General features: G+C 43.8%; 17 protein-coding genes and 1 tRNA gene. 8 read left to right on the top strand and 10 right to left on the bottom strand.

Features of this window, described 5'->3' with window-relative positions; genetic code table 11:
- The first annotated feature begins 13 nt into the window (after nt 1-13).
- The gene (locus V7K41_RS08940) at nt 14-1021 is read left to right on the top strand and encodes an aldo/keto reductase (RefSeq protein WP_334847343.1); all 1008 of its coding nucleotides are present in this window, start codon (nt 14-16) and stop codon (nt 1019-1021) included.
- 356 nt (nt 1022-1377) lie between these two features.
- Here V7K41_RS08940 and V7K41_RS08930 read toward each other — a convergent pair whose 3' ends face one another.
- The gene (locus V7K41_RS08930) at nt 1378-1623 is read right to left on the bottom strand and encodes a hypothetical protein (protein ID WP_334847341.1); all 246 of its coding nucleotides are present in this window, start codon (nt 1621-1623) and stop codon (nt 1378-1380) included.
- Nucleotides 1624-1873: 250 nt separating this feature from the next.
- Between V7K41_RS08930 and V7K41_RS08925 the strand changes: the two genes are divergently transcribed.
- Nucleotides 1874-3850, top strand: a complete 1977-nt coding sequence (locus tag V7K41_RS08925; RefSeq protein WP_334847338.1) for an AMP-dependent synthetase/ligase — start codon at nt 1874-1876, stop codon at nt 3848-3850.
- Nucleotides 3851-3892: 42 nt separating this feature from the next.
- Nucleotides 3893-4342, top strand: a complete 450-nt coding sequence (locus V7K41_RS08920; RefSeq protein ID WP_069072569.1) for a YlqD family protein — start codon at nt 3893-3895, stop codon at nt 4340-4342.
- 69 nt (nt 4343-4411) lie between these two features.
- Here the strand turns inward: V7K41_RS08920 and V7K41_RS08915 are convergent, their stop codons facing one another.
- Nucleotides 4412-4930, bottom strand: coding sequence for a hypothetical protein (locus V7K41_RS08915; RefSeq protein WP_334847336.1), 519 nt, complete (start codon nt 4928-4930; stop codon nt 4412-4414).
- Nucleotides 4931-5490: 560 nt separating this feature from the next.
- Between V7K41_RS08915 and V7K41_RS08910 the strand changes: the two genes are divergently transcribed.
- Together V7K41_RS08910 and V7K41_RS08905 are read left to right on the top strand one after the other, a co-directional pair.
- On the top strand, nt 5491-6792 hold the full coding sequence (locus V7K41_RS08910; RefSeq protein WP_334847334.1) for a dihydrolipoamide acetyltransferase family protein: 1302 nt from the start codon (nt 5491-5493) through the stop codon (nt 6790-6792).
- Between the two features lie 162 nt (nt 6793-6954).
- The gene (locus tag V7K41_RS08905) at nt 6955-7821 is read left to right on the top strand and encodes an Rpn family recombination-promoting nuclease/putative transposase (protein ID WP_334847333.1); all 867 of its coding nucleotides are present in this window, start codon (nt 6955-6957) and stop codon (nt 7819-7821) included.
- Nucleotides 7822-7829: 8 nt separating this feature from the next.
- Here V7K41_RS08905 and V7K41_RS08900 read toward each other — a convergent pair whose 3' ends face one another.
- Together V7K41_RS08900 and V7K41_RS08895 are read right to left on the bottom strand one after the other, a co-directional pair.
- Complete coding sequence (locus V7K41_RS08900; protein WP_334847331.1) at nt 7830-8003, bottom strand: hypothetical protein; 174 nt, start codon at nt 8001-8003, stop codon at nt 7830-7832.
- An 86-nt stretch (nt 8004-8089) separates the two neighbouring features.
- Nucleotides 8090-9271: an RtcB family protein gene (locus tag V7K41_RS08895; protein ID WP_334847329.1), complete on the bottom strand. Its 1182-nt coding sequence runs from the start codon at nt 9269-9271 to the stop codon at nt 8090-8092.
- A 318-nt stretch (nt 9272-9589) separates the two neighbouring features.
- Here V7K41_RS08895 and V7K41_RS08890 point away from each other — a divergent pair, with 318 nt between their 5' ends.
- From V7K41_RS08890 to V7K41_RS08880, 3 genes are all read left to right on the top strand, one after another.
- Complete coding sequence (locus tag V7K41_RS08890; RefSeq protein WP_334847327.1) at nt 9590-10477, top strand: class I SAM-dependent methyltransferase; 888 nt, start codon at nt 9590-9592, stop codon at nt 10475-10477.
- Nucleotides 10474-11202, top strand: a complete 729-nt coding sequence (locus V7K41_RS08885) for an HAD family hydrolase (protein ID WP_334847325.1) — start codon at nt 10474-10476, stop codon at nt 11200-11202. Before V7K41_RS08890 ends, V7K41_RS08885 begins: the two co-directional genes overlap by 4 nt.
- Nucleotides 11203-11267: 65 nt before the next feature.
- Nucleotides 11268-11340 (top strand) — tRNA-Ala (locus V7K41_RS08880).
- 5 nt (nt 11341-11345) lie between these two features.
- Here the strand turns inward: V7K41_RS08880 and V7K41_RS08875 are convergent.
- The 6 genes from V7K41_RS08875 to V7K41_RS08850 form a co-directional block, all read right to left on the bottom strand.
- Nucleotides 11346-12038 (bottom strand): M48 family metallopeptidase, encoded by a 693-nt coding sequence (locus V7K41_RS08875; protein ID WP_334847323.1) that lies wholly within the window; start codon nt 12036-12038, stop codon nt 11346-11348.
- On the bottom strand, nt 12035-15607 hold the full coding sequence (locus tag V7K41_RS08870) for a type I restriction endonuclease subunit R (protein ID WP_334847322.1): 3573 nt from the start codon (nt 15605-15607) through the stop codon (nt 12035-12037). Before V7K41_RS08870 ends, V7K41_RS08875 begins: the two co-directional genes overlap by 4 nt.
- Nucleotides 15594-15875 (bottom strand): Uma2 family endonuclease, encoded by a 282-nt coding sequence (locus V7K41_RS08865; protein WP_334847502.1) that lies wholly within the window; start codon nt 15873-15875, stop codon nt 15594-15596. The genes V7K41_RS08870 and V7K41_RS08865 overlap by 14 nt, the downstream gene beginning before the upstream one ends.
- A gap of 148 nt (nt 15876-16023) precedes the next feature.
- The gene (locus tag V7K41_RS08860) at nt 16024-17298 is read right to left on the bottom strand and encodes a restriction endonuclease subunit S (protein WP_334847320.1); all 1275 of its coding nucleotides are present in this window, start codon (nt 17296-17298) and stop codon (nt 16024-16026) included.
- Nucleotides 17291-18400: a hypothetical protein gene (locus V7K41_RS08855; RefSeq protein ID WP_334847318.1), complete on the bottom strand. Its 1110-nt coding sequence runs from the start codon at nt 18398-18400 to the stop codon at nt 17291-17293. The genes V7K41_RS08860 and V7K41_RS08855 overlap by 8 nt, the downstream gene beginning before the upstream one ends.
- 318 nt (nt 18401-18718) lie before the next feature.
- Nucleotides 18719-19078: a hypothetical protein gene (locus V7K41_RS08850; protein ID WP_334847316.1), complete on the bottom strand. Its 360-nt coding sequence runs from the start codon at nt 19076-19078 to the stop codon at nt 18719-18721.

Below are 19078 nucleotides of genomic sequence, written 5' to 3'. Positions count from 1 at the left end.
TACAGGAGAAATCATGCAAAAACGCAAACTTGGAAATAGCAATCTAGAAGTATCGGCGATCGGGCTGGGCTGCATGGGAATGAGCTTTTCCTATGGCCCACCCAAAGACACGCAGGAGATGACTGCTCTCCTTCAAGCCGCCGTCGATCGCGGCGTTACATTCTTTGACACCGCCGAGGTCTACGGCCCGTTCACCAACGAAGAGCTTGTGGGCGAAGCCCTCGCTCCCTTCCGCGGGCAAGTGGTCATCGCCACCAAATTCGGGTTCGACGTGAGTCCTAATTTCGATCCCCGTGGGATGAAGGGTTCACCAGGACTGAATAGCCGACCGGAGCATATTAAGGAAGCCGTGGAGGGTTCACTCAAGCGACTCAAGGTCGAGACAATCGACCTGCTCTATCAGCACCGGGTTGACCCGAATGTGCCGATCGAAGATGTGGCAGGAGCGGTGAAGGAACTGATTCAGGCAGGTAAGGTTAAGCACTTTGGACTCTCTGAAGCAGGAGTGCAAACGATCCGTCGCGCGCACGCCGTTCAGCCGGTCACTGCTCTCCAGAGCGAATACTCGCTGTGGACGAGGACTCCTGAGAAAGAAGTGATACCGACCCTTGAGGAACTCGGAATCGGCTTTGTCCCGTACAGCCCCCTGGGTAAGGGCTTTCTCACTGGTAAGATCGACGAAAAAGCGACTTTCGACAGCTCCGACTTCCGCAGCACCCTGCCTCGCTTTACACCAGAGGCTCTCAAGGCGAATCAAGCCTTGATTAATCTGCTTGGCAGCATCGCAGAACGGAAGCAGGCGACACCTGCTCAGATCGCGATCGCCTGGCTGCTTGCCCAGAAGCCGTGGATTGTTCCGATCCCAGGCACCACGAAGCTGCATCGCTTGGACGAAAACATCGGGGCAGTCTCAGTCGAACTCACGCCCGACGATCTGCATGACATCGATGATGCGGCCTCCAAGATCGCGGTGCAAGGAGCTCGGTATCCCGAAAAGCTGGAGCAAATGACCGGTCGTTGAGCGCTTCAAGATTGACGAATGGAACCGGATGATCGACGTGGACATCAAGGGCGTGCTGTACGGCATTGCCGCGGATATGAGCAAGCAATTGGAGCTTGATGTGGCGTAAAAATTCCAAAATTTTTGATGTAATCAACTCTGAGTAAACGTTTCAGCCGTCGCGTGGCGGCTAGTGACAGCTTTGCTACTTTTATCCCAATTTAGTAATCCTTGCAGGAGTTACGAACAAAAATATCCCTGACCTCTTGAAGAAGTTGGGGATTTCAAACTGTCAAAATTAGAATGAATGTGTTGAAGAGTTAATTGAATTACTGGTTGTCGAAAGTACCAAGGAATTTTTCCTGGCGAATAATCGATCAATTTGGAGAACAGTTAGCACAAAAATCAGGACTGAATTTGCAGTATTGGCTACCTGTCAATTGGTAAGCTGTACAATAAGGAAAACTGGTAAGTTGAATTTTGGCTGCTTGTAATTTGGAACCATTCACTAACGTTTCAGTAAGTTTGGTTTTATCAGCCAGAAGGATAGCTAAAAGCTTAGGTAACACCATGCAAGCAGCAATATTGAGAAGCGTTAGCAGTATGGCGTCTATGAAATTCATAGGTAATCATCTCCTGTGAAAAATAGGCGTAGGCGTAGCCCGTCGTAGACATCGCTGTTCTTAGATGCAAACCCAATCATTGCTTGCAGTCTATGTAAATTAACTTTAACATAAACTTTTGTAAATATAAACGTGGAATTCCTGGAATTATCATACACAGGAGGGAATGTGGATAATAAGGACGGTTATTGTAGCCTAATAACAAAATAAGCTGGAAAACGATCGGTTAAAAATATTTAGGTAAGGTGTTATGTCAAAAACCCAAACCGTGTCTTCTTTTTTATCTAACATCAGTGAGCGAGAACGGCAGGCATTAAAGCGGTTGGTAGATTACACAAATGTGGAATCGCTACCAGAAATTTGGCCTTTGGCAGCTCAACGATTTGGTGATGTTGTCGCTCTCCGCAATCCTCACTTCTTACCAGAAGTAGTGATTACTTATACCCAGCTGGCAGAGCAAATGCAACTATTTGCTGCTGGGTTACAAGTGTTGGGAGTAAAGGTAGGCGATCGCATTTCCCTAATTGCTGACAATAGTCCTCGGTGGTTTATTGCCGATCAAGGCATAATGACTGCTGGAGGCGTTGATGCGGTGCGTAGTTCCCAAGCCGAAAAAGAAGAATTGCTGTTTATTATCACTAATAGCGGCAGTACAGCGATCGTCGTTGAAGATTTAAAAACACTTAAAAAACTACAAGACCGCCTCAAAGATTTACCAATTCAAGTGGTAATCTTACTTTCTGATGAAGCACCACCAACAAACAAAACCCTAAAGGTGCTGAACTTTACACAGTTGCTTGAAATAGGGAAAAATCATAATTTTGTGCCAGTTAAACAAAATCGTGACGCTTTGGCAACCCTAATTTATACCTCTGGCACTACAGGTAAACCCAAGGGTGTAATGCTGTCTTATAACAATTTGATGCACCAAGTAACAACCTTTGGGACAGTATTGCAACCAAATGCTGGCGATATCGTTCTCAGTATCCTACCTTCGTGGCACAGTTACGAACGAACTGTTGAATATTACCTACTATCTCAAGGTTGCACCCAAGTTTATACTAATTTACGCTCAGTAAAAGGGGATTTGAGACAATTTAAACCTAACTACATGGTGGGTGTACCCCGCCTGTGGGAATCGATTTATGAAGGAGTGCAAAAGCAGTTCCGCGAACAACCAGCGAATAAGCAACGCCTAATTAACTTTTTATTGGGCATTAGCGAAAAATATATCAAAGCGCGGCGAGTTGCTCAAGGGTTGAGCTTAAATAATCTTCATGCTTCAGGTAGCGAACGATTAACAGCTAGGATACAAACATCAGCTTTATTACCCCTTCATGCCTTGGGAGAACGACTGGTTTACGCCAAAGTTCGGGAAGCCACAGGAGGAGAAGTTAAGCAGATGATTAGCGGTGGTGGTGCGCTTCCCAGACACATAGATAATTTCTTTGAAATTATTGGTGTGCAGATTTTGCAAGGCTATGGCTTGACAGAAACTTCTCCTGTTACCCATGTGCGGCGTCCTTGGCGAAATTTGATTGGCGCATCAGGGCAACCACTTCCGGCAACAGAAGCTAAAATCGTCGAGCCTGAAACAAAAGCGCCTTTACCAATAGAAAAGCGAGGCTTAGTATTGTTGAGGGGCCCGCAGATTATGCAAGGCTATTACCAAAATCTTGAAGCGACAGCGAAAGCAATTGACGCTGAAGGTTGGTTTGATAGTGGCGATTTGGGTTGGCTGACACCACAAGATGATTTAGTGCTGACTGGCAGGGCCAAGGATACGATTGTATTGACTAACGGGGAAAACATCGAGCCACAGCCGATCGAAGATGCGTGTTTGCGATCGCCATACATCGATCAAATTATGCTCATTGGTCAAGATCGGCGCACCCTGGGAGCCTTAATTGTCCCTAATGTCGAAGCCTTAGAAAAATGGGCAGCAAGTCAGAATCTAACGCTAGATACGCCCAACGATCGGGTGACTTCCTCAGATAGTCAAAAAATTGACTTCGAGAGTAGAATGATCCAGGATTTATTTCGGCAAGAATTAAATCGGGAAGTGCAAAATCGTCCAGGTTATCGACCGGATGACCGCATCGGAACGTTTAAACTCATTCTGGAACCGTTTTCAATCGAAAATGGTTTGATGACACAAACACTGAAAGTTCGACGACACATCGTCACGGAACGCTATCGCGATATTATTGACGGCATGTTTGCCTGATGATTCCACCTGCTAACTGTAAAGAGTGAACGTGAAATATTTATGGATGTCTCCAAATCTAATTTGCTTCTCAAACGCGTCGTCAACGTCAAAGTTATTGTTACTCCCCTCTGGAAAGAGGAAGTACAACAGCAGCTACAAACCCAGATCAATCAACTCGATCAGCAACTGCAACAGCTAGACGTTGAAGGACAAAGAGCGATCGCGGCAATTCAAAAGCAGAGTCTGCAACCACCTGGCCCCCAGACCCTCCAACAAATTGACAATATCCAACTCCAAGTCAATCAAAAGAAAAGTGAATTTTTAGAGCAGAAAAATCAGTTGCTGCAAAACCTCCAGCAAGTGCAATTTCTCCAGCAAGATCAGGAAGTCAATCAATTCCAAATGGAAGGTTTTTTCCGGGTAGAAACTGGTGATAACCTGATTAGCAAAATGCAAGTCGAAATCGTTCTGCGCGATGGCGTTGTAGAAGAAATTCGCGGCGACATTTAAATTAGTCATTTGTCATTTGTCCTTTGTCCTTTGTCATTTATTTTGTGACCAATGACCAATGACCAATGACTAATGACAGATGGGATTTAACTTAGTGTGACGGCTCCCAGACCAACATTCTGTCTGAGAGCCAGCCCAAACAATTTCCCACACTGGAGGTGAGCTAATAAAAAGCGATCGCCCAAAGGTTGTCATCTCTGCTCGATATTTAACTGTACCAACTGAATTATCACCCCGTTTGATTTGCGTAATCGTTACTAACGCCTGATTTGGTTGCGGATAAACTACATCTATCTTTCGCGTTCCTCCCACTGCTATATCCTCAAAGGCATTCAGGGCGAGGGTAGTAGGATTACTGCCTTGGAGAGATGAGTTGAGCTTTTCTAAAGGTATAGTTTGATAATCGGAACGCTCTGAGAATGCTGCAACTTCCTGAGACTGGTGTATTGCTCCCATCTGCTGGGTTTGCTCATCACTAGTCTCAACAATCGGTGCAGATTGCTGGTGCTGAATAATATAAACTCCAGCACCAGCCGTGGCAGAGATACTTAATATCACAATCAAAAAGAATTTCAGCTTTGCCGACATAAAAGTAAACAGGAATTTCAAATAGGTTTATTACCAGTTTTGAATTCTAGATTGAACTACATCCTATATCCTCTATCCGTGAGAAGCTCTTGTATTTTAAGTAGTGGTTATGAGGAATATTAAATAGCAATCCCATTTAATCTGTGAGAAACTCGTGGTGGTTTTTGCAAGTCAATGACTAAAACGAGATCGAGATATTGGCTAACCATAGAGGATAGCTCTGTATTATAGACCTCTAAGCTATATTTAGGTTCCTAAGTTATTTGTCATTTGTCATTTGTCATTTGTCATTTGTCATTTGTCATTTGTCAACAGTTATTAGTTCCCAATGCCCCAAGCCCAATACAACTCTTGGAGAGGCTGTGCCCTAAGCGAAGCTATGCCGCAGGCTTTACGGCTTCTCTACGAGACGCACTCGCGTTCGCTCAGTACAAGTGCCCAATGCCCAATCCCCAATCCTCAACCTAAAATATAAACAGTCTAAAACTCTCCCATCAAGATACAATTCGATCTGACAAAAGCTGTTAAAGTCCATAAACCATTGATTTCCAAACCACCCTATGAGCATTCACGAAGTATTTATGCCGGCGCTGAGTTCCACCATGACGGAAGGCAAAATCGTCTCTTGGGTGAAATCACCAGGGGACAAAGTGGAAAAAGGCGAAACAGTGGTGGTTGTAGAGTCAGATAAGGCAGATATGGATGTAGAAACCTTTTATGAGGGATTTCTTGCCCATATCATAGTTGAAGCTGGTGAAACTGCCCCGGTAGGATCTGCGATCGCCTTCATCGCCGAAACTGAAGCTGAAATTGAAACTGCCAAATCTCTTGCCAATTCTGGCGGCGCAGCTGCTACTCCTACCTCTTCCCCTGAACCAGTTGCCGCCACAGCCTCAGCCGCCACACCTGCCTTAGCGTCTCAAAACGGTTCTAACCACAAAGAAGGAAGGCTTGTAGTTTCACCCCGTGCCCGCAAGTTAGCCAAAGAACTCAAAGTTGATTTAACTACACTCCAAGGTAGTGGCCCCCACGGTCGCATTGTCGCCGAGGATGTAGAAGCATTGTCTAATAAGGGCAAACAACCCGCCACTGCCCCAGTTGCCCCACCAGCACCTGTACCAACCAGCGCCCCAGTTGCACCCCCAGCACCTCGGACACCAGCACCCACGCCAGCGGTAGCGGCTGTTCCTGGTCAAACCGTTCCTCTAACTACCTTCCAAAATGCCGTAGTGCGGAACATGGTAGCCACCATATCCGTGCCCGTCTTCCGTGTCGGTTATACAATTACTACTGACGGATTAGACAAACTTTATAAACAAATTAAATCCAAAGGCGTGACAATGACAGCGCTACTGGCGAAAGCAGTAGCGGTAACATTGCAAAAACACCCATTGTTAAATGCTAGCTACTCAGACCAGGGTATTGTCTATCATTCTGATATCAACATTTCCGTAGCAGTAGCGATGGATGATGGCGGATTGATTACACCTGTGCTGCAAAATGCAGACGCAGTGGATATATATTCTCTGTCGCGTACTTGGAAGTCTTTGGTAGAACGTGCCAGGGCAAAACAATTACAACCCCAAGAATACAACAGTGGTACTTTTACCCTGTCGAATTTGGGGATGTTTGGCGTAGATAAATTTGATGCAATTTTACCGCCTGGACAAGGTTCAATTTTAGCGATCGGGGCATCCCGTCCGCAAGTGGTAGCAACACCCGACGGTTTATTTGGCGTGCGGCAACAAATGCAAGTCAATATTACTTCTGACCATCGGATTATTTATGGTGCCCATGCTGCGGCGTTCTTGCAAGATTTAGCTAAGTTGATTGAGACAAATGCTCATTCTTTGACACTGTAGTTTAGCAAAAACGCCAAATTTAAATGTTAGCGCGATCGGCGAGCAGCAGTTTCTCGTAGAGTAGCGCTAACAATAAACAATACCTGCATCTAAATTTTTTATGGACAAACTATGTAGCGATATCACCTATCTACATGAGTTTATGTCCAAACTGATATCAAAGTGACATACGACAACACCCTGAAATATTTGGTTGAGCAGTATCCAGAAGATTTTATCCGCTACTTACTCGCATCTGAGGCAACGGATATCCAGATTCTCAAAACAGAATTAAACCAAGAACCAATCCGTGCCGATTCTGTAACTTTTTTGCAAACTGCCAATCAAATACTGCATTTAGAGTTTCAAACTTTACCAGCATCGACTCCACCCTTGCCACTGCGGATGTTGGACTATTGGGTGCGGCTATATCGACAATATAATTGTGATATCGAGCAGGTAGTGATTTTTCTTAAACCCACAACTTCAGAAGCTGTCTTTATAGATCAATTTACTGCCCGCAATACTACCCACCGTTACCGCATCATCCGAATTTGGGAACAAGATCCAGAACCCTTACTGTTATCTCCTGGTTTATTACCTTTGGCAACTTTGGCGCGAACAGATTCTCCTCAAAACTTACTTCAACAGGTAGCAGTTCAGGTGAGTATGATTGAAGAAGCAGCCACCAAGCAGAGTATCTCGGTATGTACCCAACTTTTAGCAGGGTTAGTATTTGAGCCAGAAATAATTCGTCAGTTTTTGAGGAGAGAAGATATGAGAGAGTCTGCCATTTATCAAGAAATCCTCCAAGAAGGACTTCAAGAAGGGAGAGAACAAGGTATTGAACAAGGCATTGAACAAGGAAGACAATCCGAACTAAGGTTAGTTATGCGTCTATTAACTCGTCGGCTCGGTTCAATTAACTCTCAGTTACAATCTCGGTTGCAAGAGTTGTCCTTGGCTCAGTTAGAAAACTTGGGTGAAGTATTACTAGATTTTGCCAGTGAGGCTGATTTGATGAATTGGCTAAATATAATAGAAAGTTAGAGTTTGCTTCAAGCCTTTCGACCAGTTACAAAAAAAGTCAGATTTTCGTACCAAGCTCCTTGTTCGATTGCTTCTGCTTCAATTTTTTGACGATACTCTTCTTTTAATTCTGCCATTAATTTATTTTCGCTAGCGCTAGCAGATGCCTCTATTTGTTCAGTCGATTCACTTAAAACAATCATTTATTCCTCAGCGTACCTCTGCGCTTACCTCAGCGTGCCTCTGCGTTTAAAAAACTAAAAAGGTGGGCATTACCCACCCGAAAAATTTATCCCTTAACACAAAGAACTTGCTTAAGCGTTGCTACAACTTCAACCAAATCTGCTTGATTTTCCATAACTTGTTCTATCGGCTTATAAGCACCAGGAATCTCATCTAATACGCCCTCATCTTTGCGGCATTCAACACCATTAGTTTGCTCAATCAAATCATCAAGTGTGTAGACATTTTTTGCCTTATTTCTAGACAGCAAACGCCCTGCACCGTGGGAACAAGAACAGAAGCTGTGGGCATTACCTTTACCCTTAACGATGAAAGACTTTGCCCCCATCGAACCAGGAATAATCCCATAGTCTTCAGTCTGGGCGCGGACTGCACCCTTACGAGTAACGTATACATCCTCGTCAAAATGCACTTCTTTTTCGGCGTAATTGTGATGACAATTAACCTGCAATAAAGGTTTAGTTGCTTTCCCACCTGCTAAATGCTTCTCGACAATATGTTTAAAACGCGCCATCATCACATCGCGGTTGACACGCGCATAGTTTTGTGACCATTGCAAATCGTGCCAGTATGCTTGGAATTCTGGCGTACCAGCGACAAAGTGAGCCAAATCAGGGTCAGGTAATTTATTACCTGCCATCTTTGCTAATTCTCTAGCTGTGTGAATATGACACTGGGCTAGTTTATTACCGATGTTACGCGAACCAGAATGCAGCATCAACCAAACTTGATTCTCTGTATCGAGGCACACTTCAATAAAGTGATTTCCTCCACCGAGAGAACCCATTTGTTTCATTGCTTTACTTTGTAGGTCTTGCACACCGCGATGCAAGTCTTTAAAATCATCCCAGTGTTGCCAATTGCTGACGGATTTTTCAACGTCTTTATTTTCGTTGAATCCAGTCGGAATTGCTGCTTCAATATCCAGGCGGATTTTCTTTAGTTTACCTTCTAGTTGTTCAGCAGTAAATGATGTTTTGATCGCGCTCATACCGCAACCAATATCCACACCGACAGCAGCTGGAATAATTGCCTCTTTAGTTGCAATTACAGAACCCACTAAGGCACCTTTTCCTAAGTGAACATCTGGCATTAATGCCACGTGCTTAAATACAAATGGTAATGATGCCACATTCTTGGCCATCTTGGTTTCTTCTGACCCCAAAGAGTGATTTGCCCAAGATAAGACGGGTGCTGGTGTGGTAATTTCTAATTTTTCGTAGGGCATAATTTTTTCTATTTTGGATTTTAAATTTGAGATTTTCGATTGAGTATATGGTAGTGATAATTATCGGTATGACTTATAACCCATTACTTAGTTAGTTGTAGCAATATAAATGTTGTATTGTCTTTGATTTGGCTCTCTGAATTTTCGTGAAGCTGAAGAACTACTTTTAGGAGTTACATTTATATACTACATTAATAATACAATAAATTAAAATCGTCAACATATCACCACAGGAAGAAAGCAGATGCTTCCCAAATGTATTAAAATTTGTAAAGAAAATCACTTTGTTTAAATAGCTCCTTAAAGTTCTGACACAATATGGCAGTGCGTCAAGATACAATCTGGGAACGTTTTTTATCCCCTGTAGTACGTCTTTTAATTGATGAAGACGGATTACGGCGTTACGCTGATAGTATTGACTGGGAGAAAGAGTGCGATCGCTATCGACGAGATGATGTGATAATTCCGTGGTACTACAGTAATCAAAACTTTCACGGTATTATTGGCGGATATCTGACTTACGATGCAGCAGTTACTTACGATCCGATTACTCAATACGTTCTACCGCCTAATGAAAGTATTGTTCGTCAAGCTTTAGTTGATGCCGTCAAGGTGAAACCACGACGCATACTTGACTTAGGCTGTGGCACAGGTTCCACTACTTTAATGTTAAAGCAAGCTTTCCCCCAAGCGGAAGTTATTGGTTTGGACTTATCACCGTATATGCTGGTAAGGGCAGAAGATAAAGCTAGAACTGCTGGTTTAGATATAGTCTGGCGACAGGGGAATGCTGAAAAAACTGGTTTGAGGGATGCAACATTTGACTTGGTGACAGCTTCTTTGCTATTTCACGAAATACCAGATGCGGTGTCCCTAGCAATTCTAAAAGAAAGCTTCCGGTTGCTGGTAACTGGAGGGCAAGTGTTAATTCTAGATGGGAATCAGAAGACTCTGCGTCAGTTAGAATGGCTCAATGACCTTTTTGAGGAGCCATATATTCGTGAATATGCTGCTAGCAGTATTGATGCGAATATGGGTGCAGCCGGATTTGAAGCAGTGCGATCGCAGGATGTATGGTGGATAAATCAGGTAACTAGCGGCATTAAACCAATAGCAACTAAAAATGTCCGCCAGTATACTGCCACATCAGTAGATAATAATGATTTGGAGGGACTTGGTTCTCCAGCGTTTGGCATAAAGGCATGAGTTTAAAGGCAGTTCTCTTTGATTTTAATGGTGTCATCATTAACGATGAGCCAATCCACCTGCAACTGATCGATGAGATTCTCATTGAAGAAAATCTCCAACCCCAAAAAGTGAGTGAGCGTCAAGCTTCTTTAGGACGCAGCGATCGCGCTTGTTTTCAGCAACTACTCGCTAATCGTGGTAGAGTAAATGACGAAAACTATTTAACTCAGTTGCTGTACCGCAAAGCCCAAGCCTATGTGGTGGAACTAAAAAAAATAGAGAAACTGCCTTTATATCCAGGTATAGAAGACTTAATATTTCAGGTGCGATCGCGTCATCTAAAACTAGGATTAGTCAGTGGCGCTATTCGCAAAGAAATAGAATTGGTACTCAATCGCGCTAAACTAGCCCAACATTTTAAAATTATCGTCGCGGGTGATGACATCACCACCAGTAAACCAGAACCTGATGGTTATCTACTGGCAGTAAAACGCCTGAATAAAGAATATCCCGAATTGAATCTTCAACCACAGGAGTGTCTAGCAATTGAAGATACTCCAGCAGGTATCGAAGCGGCGAAGCGATCGCAAATGCAAGTTGTTGGTGTAGCGAATACTTACCCATTCCACATGCTCCAGCGCTGCTGTAACTGGACTGTTGATTATCTCAGTGAGTTGGAACTCGAACGGGTGCAGAAGATTTATTCCCAAAAACAGCCTCAACCATCGGTAACTGAATGTTAGAATACTATATGGTGATAATGTATTGAGTTAATGAGTGATATTACTCTTGACTTAGCACCGATTAAGGGGAATTAGCTCAGTTGGTAGAGTGCTGCGATCGCACCGCAGAGGCCATCGGTTCAAATCCGTTATTCTCCATTTGTTTATAAACTGAAAGTTGCGCCATTTTTCGCCAACCACTCTTTTCTATCCACGCAGTCAGGTAAGATTCGCTCTACCCTGTCCCAGAAATCTCTATTGTGGTTGGGTTGAACTAAGTGAACCATTTCATGAACGACTACATATTCAATCATGGAAGTAGGAAGCAAAGCAACCCGCCAGTGGAAATAAATATCACCTTTTGGATTACATGAACCCCAACGATTACTGAGTTCGCGGACTTGCATCGAAGTCGGTGCTTTGCTGATTCTGTTAGTAAGAGATGTAATGATTGATTCTAAATACTGTTGAATATGACCGCGATACCACTGAATAAATAAATCTCGACCTTGGTCTTGATGCGATCGCAAAAGTTCAAAGCGTCCTTGGTAAAGTCTCAGGGGGTTGTCTGCGGTGTCTACTAATTTGAGGCGATAGCTGCGTCCTAAATAGTGGAAGCCTTCGCCAGGTAAATAAGTTTTTTGTGCAGATGGCGGTTTTATCGCTTCTTTTTTGAGAAGTTTGCTGTAAATCCAGAAGCGGCGTTGTTCGATAATTTGTCCTAGTTTTTCTACAGGGACTTGAGGTGGTGTTGTGATGATTAGTTGACCGTCGCGTTCGATGGTAATTTCAACTGTGCGACGACGGGGACTTTCGCGCAGTTCAAAAGAAAGTTCTCCAACATTAATGGTTTTCATCGCCCTCGATTTGCATCGTGTCGTTCAGCTAATTGGGTGATTTGGTCTGCTAAACCATCCAGTTTACTATCTGGGAAGACATTTAAATCTTCTAATTTCAGCCAGATATTTTTGCAGAGGTTTTCTCTGGCTACCAAGTCGTTCCAGAAACCAATTACATAACTTTGGTTGTAGATAAAGTTTACCAGTTCGGTGGTAAAGGTTTGTAGTTGGGTGGCAATTTCGGGTGTTGATGACTCCAGGGTATCTATGAGAGCATTGAAGAAAGGGCGAATTCGGGCTGATGGTTGATTTTCGCTGACTTCGGTTTGTTCGGCTCGGACTTTTTGCGCTAGGTTTAAAAATTCTGTAGCGATCGCATTCCAATCTGCACCCAAACGTTGTAAAATTTCTTCTAGTTTGTCGCTGAGGTTGCGATAATAAACTGGGTCATCGTCTAGGTGGGTGCGGATGTGGTAACGGATGGCGTGTTCCATTTGGGCCGCACGAGTTTGCACGGAACGTCTTTGTTGTACCCGTTGCTCAAAGTCTAAGTCAAGGATATTTACTGGTGAAACTTTCAGGTTAATCCCCTGAGATTGAATGTGTTGGTCTATCAGCGCTTGAACTTTTTCTTTAGCATCTTCTGGGCGTTCATCTCGGAAAATATCATCGACTAATTTCTTTAATTCTCCCAATTTTTTCGCATCCTTCAGGTAGCGCAAAGCTTGGGGACGAGGTAAAAAGGCATCCATTGCTTGCAGAAATTCCCGCAGCAGTTGATAGAATTCTGCACGCGCTCGCTCATCATGATTTAGGATATTTACACAAGCTTCTTTGTCATCGTAAATATTTAAGTTGCGTTCTTGCCAAAAGTTCATTACCCGGTGGTAAGCTTCATCTAGTTTGGGTAGTTCTTCTTGGATATCAAACCAAGCACCAGCAACATCTTCTTGGTCGTAGACACTCATGGCGGCGGCGATGTCGATACCGTAATAGTCTACAATTAAACCGTAGTCTTTACCTTCGGCGGTGCGATTGGTACGAGCGATCGCTTGTAATAAATCATGTTCTACTAAGCTGCGGTCTACATATAGCACTTGTTCTAAAGGTGCGTCGAAGCCCACCAAGAGTTTATTATTCACAATTAAAAAAGCTAAACCATCTTCATCTAAGCTTTTCCAGAAACGGTTTTTGTAGATGGTATGGTTATTTTCATCCGTCCATTGTTTCCAGGCTTGCGGGTCTTGTTTGCTGTTAGCGGAGATAATCGCCGCAAATTCTAAACGCTTGATGGTATCGAGGTAAGGATAAGCTTGTACAAGGGTGCGGTATTCGGGAGGTGCTGATTCTAATTTCAGACTTTGCAGAATAACGGCATTTGATTCTAATTCTTGAATCAGTTCGTCTTTGGCTGCGGTAAGATATTGCTGGTACAAAACGCAAGCTTGGCGATCGCTTGCTGCTACCTGAGCTTTAAATTTACCCTGCATGATCCGGGTGACATAGTGCCGTAAGATATGCCTAGCCTTGTCCTTCATCAGTTCTTTGGAGTTGAGGACGTTTTTCTTACCAACGTATTTGGATTTAATTGCTGCGCGTTCTTCTGCGGTATAGTCTTGAAATAGCACCTCAAAAAGTTGGTCTAGGGTGTTGGCTCCTTTGACTGCTCCCATTGTTTCCAGCCCTTCGTAGAAAATGGGAACGGTGACATTATCTTTTTGGGAATCGCGGATACTGTAGATATCAATATAAGGATTTTCGTCATTAGCAAAGATATCTTTTGTTTTCTTTTTCTTTGCTGAGATGATGGGAGTTCCTGTAAAACCAATTTTGGCGCAATTGGGTAAGGCTTTGGAAAGGTAAGCGTGAAGGGTGTTGCTGTGGGAACGGTGAGCTTCGTCAATTAATAGTAAAATGTTTTCCGAGGGATTGAGAGCATTGTTTAGCTTATCAATATCAGCGTATTCTTCGATATTAAGACCCCTCTCCAAACCTCTCCCCGAAGCGGAGAGAGGCTTTAAATCTTGATTTTCATGCTCCTCCCTCTCCTCGTAGGAGAGGGAGGCTGGGTGGGAGAGGTCTTTGCGTTGATTAATTTTGTTGAATTTCTGAACCATTCCAAAAACAATACCCGGCCCTGTTTGTCGCAGTTTCTTCGCTAAATCTTTGATGCTTGTTGCTACTTGCAGAGTTTGACCAGAAAGGGTTGCTGTTTGTTGAAGTTGTTCTTCTAAATCTGTGCGATCGGTAACGATGACAGCTTTAAACTGTTGAAGTTGGGGAATTGTCCGCAGTTTGCGGAGGATAAACACCATATCCAAGCTTTTACCAGAGCCTTGGTAGTGCCAGATAATACCGCCACGCTGGTCTTCGCTACCGTGTTGTGTTTTAGTTTTACTGTGTAGCAAGCGGTCAACGGCTTTGGATACGCCACGAAATTGTTGATAGCGCGGGACTATTTTGATTCGACGGTTGTGTTTGGTTGTAAACAGAATGTAGTGGCGCAGGATATCCAGCAAGTTGGCGGGGTGAAGCATTCCGGCGATGAGTTGCTGGCGGCGGTTAAGTTTGGATGTATCAATTAAATCTTCTAACTTTTCGCCGCTTTTGACTGCTGTTAAAGTCTCCCCGGATTTTTGTACAGGATACAAAACGTCGTTAGATCCCCCTAAATCCCCCTTAAAAAGGGGGACTTTGATTCCGGTTCCCCCCTTTTTAAGGGGGGTTAGGGGGGATCTAAACGCTGTAGGACAACATCTATCAGACTTGTCTTCAGGTAATAAGTAATTAGATGCACTTGAGATTAATTCCTCTTCGGGAAGGGTAGGGTTTGTGATCTCTAAAACCTGGGCGATTAAGTTGGAATCAAAAGGGCTGGTGTCTTTCCATTCCAGATAATGCTTGGGTTGACTCCCTACCGTACCCACAACAGCCCGCCCGGAGGTGCAAGAAATCATCAATTGGTTGTAGTGAAAAAGGCGCTCAATTCCTTCTGGTAGCGGGCTGTGGCGTTGGTTGGAGTATTTGAGCAAGTCTTGAATCCCAGATTTGAGCATATCTGCACCTGGGGCTTTGCATTCGATGACGACAAGGGGGATACCGTTGACAAATAAAATGATATCGGGGCGATAGTGACCATTCGGGCCTTTTACTCCCGGTGGGTCGATGCGGAATTGGCTGATGGCGAGGAAGTCGTTACGTTCGGGGTGGTCGAAGTCTATCAGGTTGATGGTAATTTGTTTTCCTGTGAGTCCTTCAACTTTCACGCCTGTGAGGAGGAGTTTTGTCAGGGTTTCGTTTTTCTCCATCAGTTTACCGGAGCCGAGGTTTTGCAGTTGGCTGATGGCTTGGTTGATGCGGCGTTGGTCTAGCCAGGGTTGTCCGTTGTCGTCGAGGTTGATTTCTCGGAGTTGGCGCTGGAGTCGGGGAATTAGGAGAACTTCGTGGTAATCGTCCCGTTGTTCGGGGATTGCTGCTAAATAGTTTGCTTCGATATGTTCCCAGCCCAAACCGCCGGGAAGTTGTTGCATTTTTTGGAGTTGTTCTATTGTGGGTAATTCTGTATATGTGTATTCAAGTCCCGTCATTTTGCGCCCCCTGTGGCGGAAATTCTACGTCTTCGTACAGCAGTTCTATAGGAAATTTAAACTCAATACAAACTAACTCAATTTCGTCACCGTTGGTATAAGAAGTTAGTTCCCATTTGCTGCGATCGTTGAGGCGGAAGATTTCTACACCAATGCTTTCGGAATTAATTAGTACGTATTCCTGCAAACTTTCTAGACGGCGATATTGGGCAAATTTAGCACCTCGGTCGTAGGCTTCAGTTCCGGTAGAAAGAACTTCAACAATCAGTTTAGGGAATTGAAAGACTTTAACTCTTTGTCAAAGTCAATTTTTTTAACGAACCGCCAAGGACGCAAAGAACGCAAAGGAAGAGAAGAAAGAAATGCTTAACTGAACTGTATTGTTTTATATTCTTGTCAGTTTTCTGCTTTTTTGATTAAATTTTGACGCGCACTCGTCCGGTTAAGAGGTCTGACATTAAGCCTTTTTTTAATAGTTTGAGTTTTTCTAATCGTGTTTCTTTATTGATAATTCGTTCTTCGTGCCTTTCAAAAACTTGGATAATTCTTTGCTGTTCTTCTGTAGGAGGTAACGAAATTGGCAGAATTGCAAATTTTTCACTTGTTAAATGAGTAATACTAGTTTTTGAAGTTAGCTCTGTAAGCAATGCATAGTCATAAGCCCAACGCATAAATCTGAGCATATACTCAGGAATAATACGATAATCTTTAGGTCGTAATCTATGTATTGCTTTCTGGAAATAACAATTTTCTAGCTCCCCTTTCCATATAGCAGTTCTCCCTGATTCTCCACCTTCACAAACCAATAAATCGCCTGATAATAATACAAACTTTTCGCGTTCCTGACTGTTGAAATCCATCCATTCAAGATTTGTTATATCAATCCTTTCCCACTGGATATGACGGTTTGCCAAATAAGGATAAGGGTTGTGTCCTTTTTTTGAAGCTTTACTCAGCATCTTGCCAAGCTGCATATCAAATACTTCACCAACTAACTCAACACTCCAATATTTCGGAATTTTACGCAGTGCCGATCGCTTAAACAATTCAGGGTTACGTGTATAATCTCTCAGTTCGCCATGCTCGTCAATACCGCGTGTCAGGAGGTCGTGCAGCAGTCCGGCTTTAGCTTTTTTGAGTTTTGAGATGTGGGTGTCGGTGAGTGCGATCGCTTTATCAATCGCGTCGAGAATTTCAACAATTTTTTGCTGTTCAATTAACTCAGGTAACGCTATTGGAATAGCTTCAATAATTGACTTTGATAATCCAGCACGACCTCCTCCTGCGGATCTGGTACGAAGTTCGTCATAACGAGCATCAAGAGCGTGGAAAAGAAACACTGTATCGAGCAACTCATCACGCCCTTTTATGAGAGCTACAGACTGGTTTGTACATAATGAAATGAGGGTTAAGGCAACAGTTCCTCTTGTCTTGCCTTGCCCTGCTAAAGCAAGTGCAACTGCTGGTGGGTTAATAAATTTTGCATTGGAAGAGCGTAAACCTGATTCTGTGATGCGGCCTTGTACATTACTAATACGATATTGGTTTACTTCTCCTGAAGACATCCAAGGAATATTTCCGCCCCAAAAGCTTGGGACTGCGGTGCTGGGTGTGCCTCCAACCTCGACATCAGCAACAGAGCCTATTGCCACTTCTTTCCAGTAATGTTGAGATTCCTGAGCCTTACGCATATCCCAACCCTTTCAACAACTCACTCAACTTTTGATTAACCTCCTCCTCCTCCTTCTCAATTTCCCCCAACGTCACCTTATACTTATCCCACCAATTCTCTACCGCAGCAATCACCATCTGACGGTGTTCACTCACATATCTCTCCAACTGCATCAACAAATCCGCCTTAAACAAATCCAACACCAACCCCTGCGCTTTCTCCTCACTCAAACCTGCACTCGCTGCTTCCAACTCTTTTACAAGCAACCCTTTCAACTCCCGCACAGACTTACGTGCTTCCTTCAACCTTTCCAAAATCTCCTTGTAGGGTTGTAACTGCACCTCAATCTCAGCAATTTCCTGCTCTTTTGGAATCACCATTGATTGCAGATTACCCAATTCCTCTTCTAAAACAGTCGCATCATTACCCTGCTTTTTCTCGTACTTAATCGACCCCTTCTTACGGTCAGTTCCCAGCAATTCCTTCAGCCGTTTTTGACCATCCTTAATTGAATATTTCAATTCCTTCAGTTGTTCTTCTAATTGCTTGACAAAATTAACAGCTTCCCCCTCTTCCGACGCTTCCCCTTCCTCCCCTTGTTCAAAGGCTTCTTTCTCCTGTTCCAACGTCGCAACTTCCGCCTCAGCATCTTCCAACTGTTGCAAATACTGCGGAACCAGCGCCGGGACAATTTTGTGACTCAAAGCGTCAAACTTATTACCAGATTGCTTACTTTCCGTATCTTCCAAAGCATCCCGAATTGTATCCACCCAAGAATCAATCAAACCTTTAAAACCCAAATTCGCTAAACGTTTCAAATCAGCAGAAACCTCATAAGCATCTTCCCACCAGCTAGCAATGACTCCCATAGTCTTAAACCTATCTAACAAACCAATGGGACGCACCGCCGCTTCAAAGGTCTGTAAAAATTCTGCCCGTAGCTTCATCAACTGCTTGTTTTTAGGCAAATCAATTAAACGCTGTTGATGTTGCTGCCACCAATTGAGAGTAACTTGCCGTAGTTTCTCCTCCTGTTGTCCAATCCCGGCATCTGTTTCAATGCGCTGCTTAATTTGGGCGCGTTCCGTTAACGTTGGCTGAAAATCTAAATATTCTTCCATATTTATTAATTCGTATCAGCTTGTTATATCATGTCTACTTGATTGCTTATTTAACTTCAAGAACCCCACCCCCAACCTCTTACCGCTTGCCTACGGTGTATACACAAGTCAAATTACCCCCCTTAATCCCCCCTTAGAAAGGGGGGAAACCAGAAATACAGTTCCCTCCCCTTTCTAAGGGGAGCCACTGCGTTGGGCGGCTCTGCCGACTTTAAGCATGTGGCGTGAGGGTTAGGGTGGGGTAAAACTGACGCGAAAAACCTTATCACCAAAGATTTGCAGTATTGCAATAACAATGATGCCTGCAGCGGGCTACGCCTACGCATTTGTTACTTTTGCGAACACATTTGTTACTTTTGCGAACACATTTGTTACTTTTGCGAACGCATTTGTTGCTTTGGCGATCGCATTTGTTACTTTTGCGAACTCATTTGTTGCTTTGGCGTTCGCATTTGTTGCTTTGGCGTTCGCATTTGTTACTTTGGCGATCGCATTTGTTGCTTTGGCGAACGCATTTGCTGCTTTGGCGATCGCATTTGCTGCTTTTGCGATCGCATTTGTTACTTTGGCGTTCGCATTTGCTGCTTTTGCGATCGCATTTGTGTGTACACCGTATGCCTGCGGAGAAGGGAAACAAAGCGTAGCTTTGGCGGGGTGGGGGTACAATCGTTTTTCCAC

Source organism: Nostoc sp., from assembly GCF_036917415.1.
Classification (GTDB): domain Bacteria; phylum Cyanobacteriota; class Cyanobacteriia; order Cyanobacteriales; family Nostocaceae; genus Nostoc.
Note: the sequence above shows the minus strand (reverse complement) of the source record. Positions and strands in the feature narration are given on the sequence as shown.

Excerpts from the sequence above, each read along its gene's own strand:
- V7K41_RS08940 (WP_334847343.1), top strand. The coding sequence starts at position 14 with ATGCAAAAACGCAAACTTGGAAATAGCAATCTAGAAGTATCGGCGATC.
- V7K41_RS08930 (WP_334847341.1), bottom strand. The coding sequence starts at position 1,623 with ATGAATTTCATAGACGCCATACTGCTAACGCTTCTCAATATTGCTGCT.
- V7K41_RS08925 (WP_334847338.1), top strand. The coding sequence starts at position 1,874 with ATGTCAAAAACCCAAACCGTGTCTTCTTTTTTATCTAACATCAGTGAG.
- V7K41_RS08920 (WP_069072569.1), top strand. The coding sequence starts at position 3,893 with ATGGATGTCTCCAAATCTAATTTGCTTCTCAAACGCGTCGTCAACGTC.
- V7K41_RS08915 (WP_334847336.1), bottom strand. The coding sequence starts at position 4,930 with ATGTCGGCAAAGCTGAAATTCTTTTTGATTGTGATATTAAGTATCTCT.
- V7K41_RS08910 (WP_334847334.1), top strand. The coding sequence starts at position 5,491 with ATGAGCATTCACGAAGTATTTATGCCGGCGCTGAGTTCCACCATGACG.
- V7K41_RS08900 (WP_334847331.1), bottom strand. The coding sequence starts at position 8,003 with ATGATTGTTTTAAGTGAATCGACTGAACAAATAGAGGCATCTGCTAGC.
- V7K41_RS08895 (WP_334847329.1), bottom strand. The coding sequence starts at position 9,271 with ATGCCCTACGAAAAATTAGAAATTACCACACCAGCACCCGTCTTATCT.
- V7K41_RS08890 (WP_334847327.1), top strand. The coding sequence starts at position 9,590 with ATGGCAGTGCGTCAAGATACAATCTGGGAACGTTTTTTATCCCCTGTA.
- V7K41_RS08885 (WP_334847325.1), top strand. The coding sequence starts at position 10,474 with ATGAGTTTAAAGGCAGTTCTCTTTGATTTTAATGGTGTCATCATTAAC.
- V7K41_RS08875 (WP_334847323.1), bottom strand. The coding sequence starts at position 12,038 with ATGAAAACCATTAATGTTGGAGAACTTTCTTTTGAACTGCGCGAAAGT.
- V7K41_RS08870 (WP_334847322.1), bottom strand. The coding sequence starts at position 15,607 with ATGACGGGACTTGAATACACATATACAGAATTACCCACAATAGAACAA.
- V7K41_RS08860 (WP_334847320.1), bottom strand. The coding sequence starts at position 17,298 with ATGCGTAAGGCTCAGGAATCTCAACATTACTGGAAAGAAGTGGCAATA.
- V7K41_RS08855 (WP_334847318.1), bottom strand. The coding sequence starts at position 18,400 with ATGGAAGAATATTTAGATTTTCAGCCAACGTTAACGGAACGCGCCCAA.